This is a genomic window from Oxalicibacterium sp. (assembly GCF_035565035.1).
Taxonomy (GTDB): domain Bacteria; phylum Pseudomonadota; class Gammaproteobacteria; order Burkholderiales; family Burkholderiaceae_D; genus Oxalicibacterium.
In genome coordinates, this window is record NZ_DATMTD010000053.1 from 1 (window position 1) to 14,214 (window position 14,214).

Annotated in this window: 14 protein-coding genes; 9 read left to right on the forward strand and 5 right to left on the reverse strand. The window is 55.5% G+C overall.

Annotated features, from left to right (window positions below; translation table 11 throughout):
- From VN114_RS04910 to VN114_RS04930, 5 genes are all read left to right on the forward strand, one after another.
- On the forward strand, positions 1-191 hold a 191-nt coding region (locus tag VN114_RS04910), incomplete at its 5' end, for a hypothetical protein (protein ID WP_325512571.1).
- Positions 192-266: 75 nt separating this feature from the next.
- Positions 267-1,412, forward strand: a complete 1,146-nt coding sequence (locus VN114_RS04915) for an alpha-hydroxy acid oxidase (RefSeq protein ID WP_325512573.1) — start codon at positions 267-269, stop codon at positions 1,410-1,412.
- Positions 1,413-1,661: 249 nt separating this feature from the next.
- On the forward strand, positions 1,662-1,970 hold the full coding sequence (locus VN114_RS04920; RefSeq protein ID WP_325512575.1) for a helix-turn-helix transcriptional regulator: 309 nt from the start codon (positions 1,662-1,664) through the stop codon (positions 1,968-1,970).
- 42 nt (positions 1,971-2,012) lie between these two features.
- Positions 2,013-3,188, forward strand: coding sequence for an MFS transporter (locus VN114_RS04925; RefSeq protein ID WP_325512577.1), 1,176 nt, complete (start codon positions 2,013-2,015; stop codon positions 3,186-3,188).
- A 33-nt stretch (positions 3,189-3,221) separates the two neighbouring features.
- Positions 3,222-4,286, forward strand: coding sequence for an alkene reductase (locus tag VN114_RS04930; RefSeq protein ID WP_325512579.1), 1,065 nt, complete (start codon positions 3,222-3,224; stop codon positions 4,284-4,286).
- Positions 4,287-4,340: 54 nt separating this feature from the next.
- On the opposite strand, the gene VN114_RS04935 is transcribed toward VN114_RS04930, so the two are convergent.
- Positions 4,341-4,637: a GNAT family N-acetyltransferase gene (locus VN114_RS04935; RefSeq protein WP_325512581.1), complete on the reverse strand. Its 297-nt coding sequence runs from the start codon at positions 4,635-4,637 to the stop codon at positions 4,341-4,343.
- Between the two features lie 74 nt (positions 4,638-4,711).
- On the opposite strand from VN114_RS04935, the gene VN114_RS04940 reads away from it, so the two are divergent.
- The gene (locus tag VN114_RS04940; RefSeq protein ID WP_325512583.1) at positions 4,712-5,131 is read left to right on the forward strand and encodes a YybH family protein; all 420 of its coding nucleotides are present in this window, start codon (positions 4,712-4,714) and stop codon (positions 5,129-5,131) included.
- Between the two features lie 21 nt (positions 5,132-5,152).
- On the opposite strand, the gene VN114_RS04945 is transcribed toward VN114_RS04940, so the two are convergent.
- The 4 genes from VN114_RS04945 to VN114_RS04960 all read right to left on the reverse strand — a co-directional run bounded on the left by VN114_RS04945 (position 5,153) and on the right by VN114_RS04960 (position 9,743).
- Positions 5,153-5,566: a lysozyme inhibitor LprI family protein gene (locus VN114_RS04945; RefSeq protein WP_325512585.1), complete on the reverse strand. Its 414-nt coding sequence runs from the start codon at positions 5,564-5,566 to the stop codon at positions 5,153-5,155.
- Positions 5,567-5,727: 161 nt separating this feature from the next.
- Entirely contained in the window at positions 5,728-7,794 is a 2,067-nt protein-coding gene (locus VN114_RS04950) for a putative bifunctional diguanylate cyclase/phosphodiesterase (RefSeq protein ID WP_325512595.1), read from the reverse strand.
- A 261-nt stretch (positions 7,795-8,055) separates the two neighbouring features.
- Positions 8,056-8,817, reverse strand: coding sequence for an ABC transporter permease (locus VN114_RS04955; RefSeq protein WP_325512587.1), 762 nt, complete (start codon positions 8,815-8,817; stop codon positions 8,056-8,058).
- Positions 8,814-9,743 (reverse strand): ABC transporter ATP-binding protein, encoded by a 930-nt coding sequence (locus VN114_RS04960; RefSeq protein ID WP_325512589.1) that lies wholly within the window; start codon positions 9,741-9,743, stop codon positions 8,814-8,816. The genes VN114_RS04955 and VN114_RS04960 overlap by 4 nt, the downstream gene beginning before the upstream one ends.
- Before the next feature lie 212 nt (positions 9,744-9,955).
- Here VN114_RS04960 and VN114_RS04965 point away from each other — a divergent pair, with 212 nt between their 5' ends.
- The 3 genes from VN114_RS04965 (at position 9,956) to VN114_RS04975 (ending at position 14,199) form a co-directional block, all read left to right on the forward strand.
- Entirely contained in the window at positions 9,956-10,264 is a 309-nt protein-coding gene (locus tag VN114_RS04965; RefSeq protein ID WP_325512591.1) for a hypothetical protein, read from the forward strand.
- Between the two features lie 136 nt (positions 10,265-10,400).
- Complete coding sequence (locus VN114_RS04970) at positions 10,401-12,710, forward strand: alkaline phosphatase family protein (protein WP_414694195.1); 2,310 nt, start codon at positions 10,401-10,403, stop codon at positions 12,708-12,710.
- Positions 12,711-12,855: 145 nt separating this feature from the next.
- Entirely contained in the window at positions 12,856-14,199 is a 1,344-nt protein-coding gene (locus VN114_RS04975; protein WP_325512593.1) for a cytochrome c peroxidase, read from the forward strand.
- Positions 14,200-14,214: the final 15 nt, after the last annotated feature.

Sequence of the window (14,214 nt, forward strand, 5' to 3'; positions counted from 1 at the left end):
CTGCGAATGGTGCGGTGTGCAGTCGTGTGCAGGCAGGTAAATACTGCGAGTTTAAATATGTTGCATATCAAATGCAAGATAATTGGCAGAGGGAAAAACAGACAACAATCTTGAACATCGAAGGTCGATCATTTGCTTCGCGGAGAGAAGCATTAAAAACATTCATCTGTCAGGTCATGACGAGGAAATAGAATGGCACCACAAAATACTCAATGACCAACGCAAGCCGTATAGCCGCCGCATCCGTCAAAACTCAGGAGACCTGCATGACCGTCATCACGAATATCGAAGACCTGCGCGTACTGGCGCAAAAGCGCGTACCACGCATGTTCTACGACTATGCGGATGCCGGATCATGGACAGAATCAACCTATCGCGCCAACAGTGCAGACTTCCAGCCGATGAAATTCCGCCAGCGCGTGGCGGTCAACATGGAAAATCGCACCTTGCGCACAACGATGATCGGCCAGGATGTGAAGATGCCGGTCGCGCTGGCCCCGACCGGCTTTACCGGCATGCAGCATGCGGATGGCGAAATCCTTGCTGCACGTGCTGCCGAAAAATTCGGTGTGCCGTTCACGCTGTCGACCATGAGCATCTGCTCGATCGAGGATGTCGCCGCGCATACCAGCAAGCCGTTCTGGTTTCAGCTCTACATGATGAAGGACCGCAGCTTCATCGAACGCCTGATCGAACGCGCCAAGGCGGCGAATTGTTCTGCGCTGGTCGTGACGTTGGACCTGCAGGTGCTTGGCCAGCGCCACAAGGATTTGAAGAACGGTTTGTCCGCACCGCCGAAACTGACCATTCCCAACATTCTGAACATGATGACCAAGCCGCGCTGGTGCATGGGCATGCTGCAGACGCCACGTCGCGGATTCGGCAATATCGTCGGACACGCCAGCGATGTGGCCGACATGTCTTCGCTGTCTTCATGGTGTGCGCAGCAGTTCGATCCGGGACTTTCCTGGAATGATGTGGAATGGATCAAGCAGCGCTGGGGCGGCAAGATGATCATCAAGGGCATCATGGATCCGGAAGATGCAAGGTTGGCGGCAAATAGCGGCGCCGATGCCTTGATTGTTTCGAATCACGGTGGTCGTCAGCTGGACGGGGCGTTGTCCAGCATCACTGCCTTGCCGCCGATTGTCGATGCAGTCGGTGATCGCATCGAAATCCACGTGGACGGAGGCATTCGTTCCGGCCAGGACGTGCTGAAGGCGATCGCTCTCGGGGCAAAAGGCGTGCATATCGGACGCGCGTTCCTGTACGGCCTCGGCGCGATGGGCGAAGAGGGCGTGACCAAATGCCTCGACATCATCGAACGCGAGATGGATATCACGATGGCGTTCTGCGGATTGACGGATGTAAAAAAGGTCGATCGCAATATTCTGGTACCCGGAACGTACTGATTTTCCCCGCACGCGGCAGCGTGCGGTAGCGTGAGGCGACACTCGGTCACGTATCACGTCCAGCGAGCACACCGCTGCGTCATGCAAATCTGCCCGCCCTGATTTTCTCTGAAACTCTTCCTGCAGGACGCAACTTTCGGACCGGACAACGCGGAAATTTTGCGTGTCCGGCACGCTTTTTATTTATATCGTAAAATTCCGATATAAATTTCTTTATCCGACGATATTAACTTCGTCTTTTCACGAACCATGAAGAAAACCATCGACATCGACGCCATTCATAAAGCGCTGGCCAATCCGGTCCGGCGCGAGATTCTCGGCTGGCTGAAAGAGCCGCAAAAGTATTTTGCCGAGCAGGAACATCCTCTCGATTTTGGCGTGTGCTGCGGCATGATCGACAAGCGCAGCGGCCTGTCGCAATCGACGATCTCCGCACACTTGGCGACATTGCAGAATGCTGAACTGGTGAGTTCGCGGCGCATCGGGCAATGGGTTTTCTTCAAACGCAACGAAGCCACGATTGAAGCATTCCTTCAATCAATCAAGGGCGGCCTGTAATTCCTGATTGCACTCGGGGACCAATTTCAACGAAAGATTTTCATGCCTTTAGCACTTCTCGTCCTGGCGCTCAGCGCCTTTGCCATCGGTACCACCGAATTCGTCATCATGGGCTTGCTGCCCGATGTGGCGCGCAGCCTGTCGGTATCGATTCCGACGGCCGGCTGGTTGATCAGCGGTTATGCACTGGGTGTGGCGATCGGTGCGCCGATCATGGCGGTACTGACTGCTTCGCTGCCACGCAAACGCGCGTTGCTGATATTGATGGCGATTTTCATCGTCGGCAATACGCTGTGCGCGGTCGCAATCGATTACAACTTCCTGATGGCGGCGCGCATTATCACTGCGTTGTGCCACGGCGCATTTTTCGGCATAGGCTCGGTGGTTGCCGCCAGCCTGGTCCCGGAAAATCGCAAGGCGTCGGCCGTCGCAATGATGTTCACCGGCCTGACGCTGGCAAACGTGATGGGTGTGCCGCTCGGCACCGCGCTGGGTCAATTTGCGGGCTGGCGCGTGCCGTTCTTTGCGGTCGCGGTGCTGGGCGTGTTGTCGCTGATCGGTCTGTGGCGCGTGATGCCGCAAGGACACGATGAAGAAAAGGCCGATTTGCGTAGCGAAGTACGTCAGTTGCGCAGTGCCGGCTTGTGGGCGGCTTTGTCGACTACGGTCCTTTTTTCTGCTGCGGTATTTGCATTGTTCACCTACGTGGCACCGCTGCTGGAAGACGTCACGCAATTGTCGCCGCATGGCGTGACCTGGACATTGTTCCTGATCGGCACCGGTCTGACACTGGGCAACTATCTGGGCGGGCGTCTGGCCGACTGGAATCTCGGTAAAGCGTTGACCGGTATCTTCCTGGTGCTGGCTGTCGTCAGCACCATCGTGAGATGGACCAGCCCGTCGTTGATCCCCGTTGAAATCAATCTGTTTCTGTGGGCCACCGTGGCCTTTGCCGCAGTGCCGGGACTGCAGGTCAACGTCATGATCTTTGGCCAGGCAGCACCGAATCTGGTGGCGACACTGAACATCGGTGCATTCAATCTCGGTAACGCGCTGGGCGCATGGGTCGGCGGTCTGGTGATCAGCGACGGCCTGGGCCTGCAGGCGGTACCGGTAGCAGCGGCAGTACTTGCACTGGGCGCCGTGATTGCGATGCGTTTGTCGATCCGGTTCGCGGCACACGCAAATGCAAGGTCGCCAGTGGTTGTGGCGGCATAAAAATTCCCTCATTATTTTTTACGAAAGTTTTATATGACTACGACGAATCATTTATTTACGCCGCTCAAGGTCGGCGATCTGGAACTTCCTAACCGCGTCATCATGGCGCCGCTGACACGCTCGCGCGCAGTCGGCGGTGGCCGTGTGCCGAACGACTTGATGGCGCAATACTATGCACAACGTGCATCGGCAGGTCTGATCCTGAGCGAAGCGACTGCGGTTACGCCGCAAGGCGTCGGTTATGCCGATACGCCGGGCATCTGGTCGGACGAGCAGGTCGAAGGCTGGAAAAAAGTCACGGCGGCGGTGCATGCAAAGGGCGGTCTGATCTTCCTGCAACTGTGGCACGTCGGTCGTATTTCCGATCCAATGTTTCTCAACGGCGATCTGCCGGTTGCGCCAAGTGCAGTCAAGCCGAAAGGGCACGTCAGCCTGGTGCGTCCGCAACGTGAATTCGTCACGCCGCGTGCACTCGATCTGGCAGAAATTCCCGGCATCGTCGCGGCCTATCGCAAAGGTGCAGAGAACGCCAGGCTGGCCGGCTTCGACGGTGTGGAAGTGCACGGCGCAAACGGTTATCTGCTCGACCAGTTCCTGCAGGACGGCACCAACAAGCGGACCGATATCTACGGCGGCTCCATCGAGAATCGCGCACGTCTGATGCTGGAAGTGACCGATGCCTGCATCGACGTATGGGGCGCATCGCGCGTCGGCATGCATCTCGCACCACGCGGCGATTCACACGACATGACCGATTCCGATCCGCTGGCGACGTTCGGTTACGTTGCAAAAGAACTCGCCAAGCGCGGTATCGCGTTCATCTGCGCACGTGAAGCACTGGGTGATGGGCGCATCGGCCCGCAACTGAAGAAAATTTTCGGTGGCGTCTATATCGCCAATGAAAAAATGACGAAGGCCACGGCGGAACAGGTCATCGTCAATGGCGAGGCAGATGCCGTTGCCTTCGGCAAACTGTACATTGCGAATCCGGATCTGGTGCAGCGCCTGAAACTGGATGCGCCGTTGAATGAACCGCGTTCGGACAGCTTCTATGCGCCAACGCCGGAAGGCTATATCGATTATCCGGCACTCGCCTGACATCGCCTTGTCTGAACCTGAAGGCCGGTATGCATCTTGAATGTATACCGGCCTTCAGCCTATCTGGAAAATCTTGCGCGCAGCCGGCGTCACCACATCGTGATATTCGGCATGCGTACGCAGGAAATGCGCCATGAAGCTGCAGACCGGCACGATACGCAAGCCTTCCGCCTCCATCCACGTTACCGCTTTGGCCGCAAGCCGACTGCCCAGTCCCTTTTCGCTCCAGGCGGGATTCGTTTCCGTGTGCGTGATCACGACGATATTGCCGAAGCGATAGTAATCGACGAAGCCGAACAGTCGTCCGTCCTCGCTCCATTCGAATCGTTGCGCTTCACTTTCCATTTGCATCTGCATCCGGTTCATGTTCATACTGTTGAAAACATCCGCGCATGTTGCCGGAGGCCATTCACTGGAGAAACTTCATGCCGAACACGTCATCGCAACGCGCCATGCAGCCGGAAGATTGCAGCAGAATCCTGATCGCCGCGCTGGAATCCGGCGATCTGGAAACATCCGTTGCCGTCTATGAATCCGACGCGATCCTGTTCAAGAAATCGGGTGAGCCGATGTCGGGAATTGACGCAATCCGTACCAGCAATGCCGGCCTGATCGCGATGAAGCCGACATTCACGATCGAGTTTATCAAATCGACGGTGAGCGCAGACGGCACGCTGGCGACGAACCGGATGAAAGCCGATCTGGCATGGACGGACAAGGACGGGAATGCAAAACAGGGCAGCGTCGATACGCTGGAGGTGTTGCGCAAACAGCCGGACGGATCGTGGCGTTACGTCATTGACGATCCATACGGCAGCATGCGCGCCGGCATGCAGAAGCGTTAGCCGACGCCAGACATTATCGGATCAGGATTGCGGCTTGTTGCGACGCGTCAGGAAGCGGTCAAGATCGGAAGTACGCTGTTCGGTATGCAGACGCATGCAGCTGTAGCGTTCGACATCCTTCAGCGGCGAGCCCTGGTTGTAAATGGAAATCGACTTGCAATCCTGCTTGACGAATTCGGTCCAGGCCTTGTGCGCCACATGTACCTGTTTCTTCACGGCGACGTAGGGAATGCCGTCTTCATCCTTTGCCGGAATCTGCTTCAGCAACGCCTTGTAGGTTTGCTCGAGCTTGTCATGCGCCTTTTCGTATTCATCCTTTGCGCAACTGTTCATTTCCTGCGTGGTCGCCTTGGTGATGCACGGATCGATTTGCGATTGCTGTGCGAAGACGGATAAAGGCAGCAGGGCGAGGAAGGCCAGGGTGGTTTTTTTCATTGGTCGCTTTCGGGAGAGAAAAGGGAGAGCAGTGCGCGCGCGCATCTTGCGTATCAGCTAGAGTGCGACAAAATTTACCTAGCGTCAACCCGCTGTCATTCACGCATCAACGCGTCAAGCACGGATATTTCCGGTTTCACGTTCCGGTTTTACTTTCAGGTTCACGCTTCAGATGCAATAACTACGGCAAATTGTTCCGGCGGTACCGGTCTGCCAAGGAAGAACCCTTGCAGGCTGTTGCAACCCAATGCGGTCAGGAATTCCTGCTGTTTCTCGGTCTCCACGCCTTCGGCAACCACATGCAGGTTCAACGAGTGTCCAAGCGCGATGATTGCCGAGACGATGCTGGCATCGTCACTTCCTTCCGCCAGGTCCTTGATGAAGCCACGATCGATTTTCAGTTCGCGTGCCGGCATCCGCTTCAAATACAGCAGGCTGGAATACCCGGTACCGAAATCGTCGATGGAGATATCGATTCCCAGATCGGTCAGCCGGTTCAGAATATCGAGGCTGGCTTCCACATCGTGCATGGCTGTCGATTCCGTCACTTCAAGAATAAGGCAGTGCGGCGGCAATTGATGTCGCTTCAGCGTGTTCTGCACCAGTTCGATCAGATGATCGTAGGCAAACTGCATGGCCGAAAGATTGACCGCCACTTTCCATTCAGGATGACCGTCGTCGTGCCAGATGCGCATTTGACGGCACGCTTCGTTCAGCACCCATTCACCGATTTGAACGATCAGGCCGCTTTTTTCCGCCAGCGGAATAAAGTCGCCTGGTGCCACGATGCCATGCTTCGGATGTTGCCAACGCAGCAGTGCTTCGGCACCGATCACCTTGCCGGTCGCGGCATTGTGCTTGGGCTGGTAATGCAGGAGGAACTCGTTGTTATCCAATGCCAGACGCAGATCCTGCATCGTCTGCAACTGGTTGTGCGCATTGGTGTTCATCGACGCTTCGAAGAAACGGTAACCGTTACGGCCGGCCGATTTGGTGTGATACATCGCGGCATCGGCATGGATCAGCAGATCGTGGCCGGTCGCGCCATCTTCCGGATAAACGGCAACGCCGACGCTGGCCGAGACGCCGAGATCGTGCGATTCGATGTGAAAGCGTTCGTTGATCAGGTTGACCAGTTTGTCGGCTACCGGTGCGGCGTCTTCCGGCTCGTCGATCTCGATCAGGACGACGAATTCATCGCCTCCCAGGCGCGCCACCGTATCCTGTGCACGGATGTTGGAACGAAAACGGTTCGCCACTTCGATCAGTAACAAATCGCCGATATGATGACCGAGCGAATCGTTGATTGCCTTGAAACCATCCAGATCGATAAACATCAATGCAAAGCGCACCTGCATGCGCTGTGCCTTGTACAGCATCTGGTTAAGCCGGTCTTCCAGCAGGCTGCGATTGGCAAGCTTGGTCAGATTGTCATGCAATGCCTGATGCATCAGTTCTTCATTGACCTCGGCCAGCGAGCGTGCGAGTTTGGCTGTCTGCGATTCAAGGCGTGAATCAAGTACCGAGGTCAGCAGCGTGATGGCCAGTACGGCGAGAGTCACCACGACGATAACGATTGCCAGCCAGCCAGGGCTGACGCCTTCCGACGCAGCCATGCAGATGCTGCCGACCGGAAATCCTGCAGCTGCCATGCCGGTGTAATGCATGCCGACAATCGCGGCACCCATGACGACAGCCGCACCGCCGCGCGCCAGTCGTACATGCGGCACATCCTTGCGCAGCTTGAAGGCAATCCACAATGCCGCGCCGGAAGCAGCGACGGCGATGAGTATGGAGACAGAAAAAAGGATTGGATCGTAATCGATCCCTGGACGCATTTGCAGCGCCTGCATGCCGGTGTAATGCATTGCCGCGATGGCCAGGCCCATCGGCAAAGCGCTGGCCAGCAGTTGTCGTGGGGAGAGGCTGGCCTGACTGACGCGCCATAAGGCGAATCCGGATGCCAGTATCGCCATCGCCAGCGATCCCAGCGTGATGCGAATGTCGTAACCGAGCGGAATCGGGAGTCTGAAGGCAAGCATGCCGATGAAGTGCATCGACCAGATGCCGATACCCATCGCAATCGCCCCGCCGCCGAGCCAGGCGAAACTGCCCTTGTGATGGATCGAGTTGATACGGCCGGCCATGTCCAGCGCCGTATAGGAGGCAAGGATTGCGACAGTGAAGGAAACCAGGACCAGCAGATAATCGTACTGCGCTACAAACATCGTATTCATTCAATCATTCCGGCCGAGAGCCGGGCGTGCGTTGCACGCCGGAGATCCATATCGGGAAGGGAAGCGGGATCTTTGAAGCAGGCGAAATGCTACAGGTGTCGCAGTACGCAGTCTATGATAAGCATCTGATTTTTCAGGAATAGATGCTTTTCCTCACACTTGTTCACATTCGTTTGCATAGTGTGATGTTGCGAAAAACAAAACGGAGTGGCATGCGAGATGCCACTCCGTTCATGTGCAGGGAAATGCCGCTCAGCTTTTGAGTCGATAGCCGGTCTTGAAAATCAGCCACACCGAAGTCAGGCAAGCGGCGAGAAAAACCAGTGTCATGCCGATACTGATGCCGACGCTGACGTCCGCCACACCGAAGAAACTCCAGCGGAAGCCGCTAATAAGATAAACAACCGGATTGATCAGCGCGACCTTCTGCCAGAAGGGCGGCAGCATGTCGATCGAATAAAAGCTGCCGCCGAGGAATGCCAGCGGCGTGATGATCATCAACGGGATGATCTGCAACTTCTCGAAGCTCGGTGCCCAGACGCCGATGATGAAGCCGAACAGACTGAACGTGACCGAAATCAGCAACAGGAAGAAGATCATCCACACCGGATGTGCGATCTCGAACGAGACGAACAGGCGCGCGGTGACCAGGGTCAGCAGGCCGAGAATGACCGACTTGGTGGCCGCTGCGCCGACATAACCGATCACGATCTCGACATAGGAAATGGGCGCGGACAACAGCTCGTAAATCGTGCGCGACCATTTGGGCATGAAGATGCCGAATGATGCGTTCGAAATGCTTTGCGTCATCAACGCCATCATGATCAGGCCGGGCACGATGAAGGCGCCGTAACTGACGCCGCCGATCTCGACCATGTGCGAGCCGATCGCCGAACCGAACACGACAAAGTAAAGTGAAGTGGAAATGACCGGCGAAGCAATGCTTTGCATCAGCGTACGCCAGGTACGCGCCATTTCGAACAGGTAGATGGCACGAATTGCATAGACGTTCATGAATCGGCCCTCATCAGATTGACAAAAATTTCTTCCAGCGAACTCTGACTGGATTGCAGGTCCTTGAAGTCGATGCCGTGCTCATCGAGCTTGCGCAACAGTTCGGCGATGCCGGTCTGCTGTTCGGCCTGGGCATCGAAGGTATAAACCAGTTCCTGTCCGTCGCCGGACAACTCCAGCCGCCATGCAGCCATGTCAGCAGGAATCTGCTGCAGCGGACGTTGCAGGTGCAGGCGCAATTGCTTCTTGCCGAGCTTCGCCATCAACGCATGCTTGTCTTCGACGAGAATGATTTCCCCATTGCGAATGACGCCGATGCGGTCCGCCATTTCCTCGGCCTCCTCGATGTAGTGCGTCGTCAGGATAATGGTTACGCCGCTTTCACGTAGGCCGCGCACCAGGTTCCACATGTCGCGCCGCAATTCCACATCGACGCCGGCAGTCGGCTCGTCGAGGAACAGAATCGTCGGTTCATGCACGAGCGCCTTGGCAATCATCACGCGTCGCTTCATGCCGCCGGACAGTGCGAAGATCTTCGAATCCTTCTTGTCCCATAGCGACAGTGAACGCAACACTTTTTCCGCCAGTGCGTGATCGGTCGGCTTGCCGAACATGCCGCGACTGAAGTTGACCGTTGCCCACACTGTTTCGAAAGCGTCTGTCGATAATTCCTGCGGCACCAATCCGATCTTCGCGCGTGCCGCGCGGAATTCGGTGACGACATCGTGTCCGTCGGCAAGCACGTTGCCGCTGCCGGGATTGACGATGCCGCAGATGATGTTGATCAGCGTGGTCTTTCCCGCGCCGTTCGGGCCGAGCAGGGCGAAGATTTCACCACGATGGATTTCAAGGTTGATGCCCTTGAGCGCCTGAAAGCCGGACGCATACTGTTTGGTCAGATTCCTGACGGAAATGATCGGCTGCAAGCCGTTCTCCTTGCTGATGACGAATGCACGATTGTATTGCGACTAGAACATTCTTGCCGGAGTGATGACGCAAGGAACTTTTTTGAGAGCGAGTGATGAAAAATATTTCTCTCCAGGTGTTTTTCCGATTTCGTCATCAGTACGTCATATGCGTCTGTGATTATGCGTGCGTTCGCCGTTCCGCATGTCCCTGACGTTATATCGGTCATTCAATGAAATCGCGTTTTTTTGCTCACATCTGGTTTTGCCTGTTCCTGCTGTTTGCGCAGCATGTAACGCTGGCCGAGGCGTTGACGCAATATACGAGCGGCGATCATCAATGTGCATTGGAGGAGTGCGGTACCTCCGATAACGACAGCGGCAAGCATGTGTCGCAAAATGATTTCGACAACGGAATCATTTCGTTTTTCGAAGTTCCAGTCATCCCGTCGATATCCCACGTCCAGACATCGCCTCTGGTCCTCGAGTTCCTGTCGATCGTTTCTCCGCATTACTCGACTCGAGCGCCACCACGCCTGTAAACACAGGTATCCCCGTTTCCCAATCAGTCTGAATACGTTCGACTCGTTTTGCGAGTTCGAATGAGCCTTGCTTCGTCTCTGTTTTTCACAGGCGCGAGATGGCGCAGCTTTTTCTATCAATATTCAAAGGATTACCATGCAAATGCATATCAACAAACGCATTAACCGGAACATAACGCTGACGGCTGTTGCCGCAGCGGTTTCCCTGCTTGCTGCCTGCGGTGGCGGCGGTGGTAGCGACGGTTCTTCGGCTTCTGCGCCAACCGGCAAGCCGCTGAGCATTCAAGGCACCGTCTCCGACAGCATTTTCACGGCAGGCAGTGCGGCCGAACCGACGATGACGCCGACTGTGTATCAAAACGCGAAGGTATGCGTTGATGCAAACAGCAATGGTTCGTGCGACACGAATGAAGTTTCCACCCTTACAGATGGCGCCGGTAAATTCGCATTGAAGGTGCTGACGACGGATACCGTGATTGCAGATATCGGTACCGATGCAACCAGAAGCGACGGTAGCACCGTGGCAAAGCGCAACGTGTTTCGCGTTTCGCCGCAGCAATTGAATGACAAGCCTGCGACTGTTGCCATCAGCCCGTTTTCCGCTGAAATCATGCGCATGATGGAAGCGGATGGCACTGATTACCTTACAACCAAGGCAAATCTGGCGGCACGTGTCAGCATGCCTAACGCGACCGTATCTGCGGACGATGTCGTGACCGATATCAATACGGAAACCGGTACTACGCAAACAGCGATGCTGAGGGAGGCAAACGCCTTGAGCCAGCGTTATGCCTATGCAATCACCAAGCTCGATCGCAAGGATAAATATCCCGATGATCTGGCTGTAGCAGGCGGTGATCCGCGTTTGAAAGGCATGGCTGGTGTCACCCAGGAAATTCTGAATACGTCAGCGGACACACGTACACCAATCACGTTCAAGCAGTCGCAGCAGGCAGCGTTCAATATCGAGGGCATCCCGCGTTACGACCACATCTTCATCGTCATGCTGGAAAACAAGGCAACGTCGACGATCAAAGGTTCGCAATTTGCACCCAACATCAACAACTACCTGACCGAAGGCAATCAACTGACCAGCTATTTCGCAACCGGTAACCCAAGTGAGCCGAACTACACGGCGCTGGGCGGTGCGGATGACTTCGGTATTCCTGATGACAGCCAGTGGAACTGCGATACGGTCGCCTCGCCGAAGGATATCGAACCGACCGCGGCTAACTTCCCGACGGAAATGCCGAAGTCCCCATTCAAATCGCCTTGTGTGCAACCGACTGCCGGCAATATCAATCACAATATCGTCGGTAAGCGGAACCTGTTCAATGCCTTGACGCAAGTCGGTTTGACATGGCGTACCTATAGCGAATCCATGAATCCCGGTCAGGACGTTCGCGTTGACAGCGTGGCCGATGCTGCGGTAACGGCAGTCGACAAGAACGATCCGACAATCACGTTGCCGTTACCGGCGAATCTGTATAAAACCAAACACCATCCTGGCATGGCGTATGAGAATGTACGTAACGCCCCGGAATTCACCTACAGCAACCGTACTCTGGGCGGTGGCCAGTGGGATGCAGCATTGCTGGCAAACAGCACGGCTTATCCAACCAAGGAATTCAAGGATGTAAAAGGTCAGAACACAGGAAAAGCCTGGACTATCGATCAGTTCAGTGACGATCTGGCCAGCGGCAATGTCGGTGAGTTGAACTTCGTGGTGCCGGATCAGTGTGACGATATGCACGGTACGGGTGTGCCGAGCACGACATCCGGCGTTTCTGCCACGGATTGTGGGGGCAGCGCGATCATTCAGCGTGGCGATAAATACGTCGACTATCTGGTCAAGAAAATCAAGGCTTCACCGCTCTGGAATAATCCGCAAAAACGTATCGCTATCGTACTGATGTTTGACGAAGGCACGGCAACCGGTGGTACGACCAACTCTTGCTGTGGCTGGGTTCCTGGCGACGGGATTGCGCAGGCTACCAATGGCGGCGGATCACAGCCGTTGAACGATGACGGCACTCCTGCTACGCCTATCAAGAATTACACGGTTGGTAATCACGGTCACGGTGAAAGTATCTACGGCATCTTGACCAACCAGGCGAATGCACCGAAAGGCGTGGCCGACAGCGACGCATACAGCCATTTCTCGTTCGTTCGTACTTTGCAGGACATGTTCGGCTTGTCCGATCCGGCAGACGATTCGACCTATATGAATCGTTCGAAGTACACGGAAAAATTCATCGCCGAAAACATCAAGAACTTGCCTGAGTACGCAAACACGGCGAATACCCACTTCAATGCCGTTCGTCCAATCAACCATGCATTCATTGCTCCGGCTGACTACAAGCAAATTCAATCTAGTGACGTCAATACGCCGGCACAGGTTGGACCTGATCTTGTACAGACCAACGTCTGGGCGCTGAAAAAATAATTGGTTACTTGGTAATAACGCCATCGCGGAAATTTCCTGATGGCGATGGAAAGGGTGAGGCTGTGATTCACCCTTTCCATTCCTTTTGTCCTTTGAGCGAGAAGCGACAAGCATTATGAAGAATGCCTTATCACGCATGTGTGTCATGCGACGAATTTCCATGTTCATGTGCTGCGGCATGCTGTTGCTGCTGTCGGCATGTAACGATGCAACGAGTCCGGCGAATGCGCCGCCGGTCACGACGCCTGTGACGCCTCAATCCAGACTGAGTGCAGCCGCGCAGGCCGGTCAAGTCATGTTCTTCGATCAGACGCTCTCCGGTTCCGGAAAAATGTCGTGCGCTACATGCCACGATCCGAACTCGGCCTATGGTCCGCCGAACGATCTGGCTGTTCAATTAGGCGGCACGTCGATGACGGCGGCGGGCACCCGCGCCGTGCCATCGCTGCGCTACAAAAGCGTCACGCCGCCGTATGCCGACCTGCTGGACAATCCGGACGGCATCACCGCGCCGGGGCCCGGCGGCGGATTTACCTGGGATGGCCGGGTCGATACGCTGGCCGAGCAAGCTGCGATTCCATTGCTGGACCCGAACGAGATGGCCAATACCGACAAAGCCACTGTAGTCGCGCATATCAAGGCAGGCCCTTATGCCGATCTGTTCCGCCAGGCGTTTGGTCAACAGGCGTTGGAGAACGTCGACGACGCGTTTGCCAATGCGGGCAAGGCATTGCAGGCCTTCCAGATGGAAGACATCAGTTTTCATCCGAATACAAGCAAGTTCGATCTGAATGCAGGGAACAAAATCGGTGGCGCCTTTACGCCGGCGGAAGAGCGCGGTTTCCGCGTGTTTGTCGATCCGAATGTCGGCAACTGCGCATCGTGCCACTACAACGGTGCGGGCATAAACGGCAGCTCTTCATTGTTTACGGATTTTTCGATCGAAGCGATTGGTGTGCCGCGCAATATGGCGATTCCGGTCAACGGCGATCCGACTTATATGGATATGGGTGTATGCGGGCCGCTACGCAAAGATCATCAGCCGAGTGCGCCACATGCCGCCGACAATTTTTGCGGAAGATTCAAATCGCCGACCTTGCGTAACGTCGCCACACGAACGGTTTTCTTTCACAACGGCATCATGCATTCACTGGAGCAGGTCATCCGTTTCTATAACACGCGCGATACCAGACCGGAACTTTGGTATCCGACGGAGGGTGGCACGCCGAAGAATCCTCCCGATCCGGATTTCCCGACCTATGGTCTGATCAAAACGCAGTATGTCGGCGGGCAGGTCCAGAAGTACAACGATCTACCGGCGGAATATATAGCCAACATCGATCCGCAAATGCCGCTGGACGGCAGGCCTGCGGGTAGCGCAACACCGATGACCGAACAGAACGTCACGGATTTGATCTGCTTCCTGAAAACACTGAACGACGACTACGTGCCGGGCAAAACCCCGACCGCGCCGGAATGCCTTAAATAAATTTGGATTTTGAAT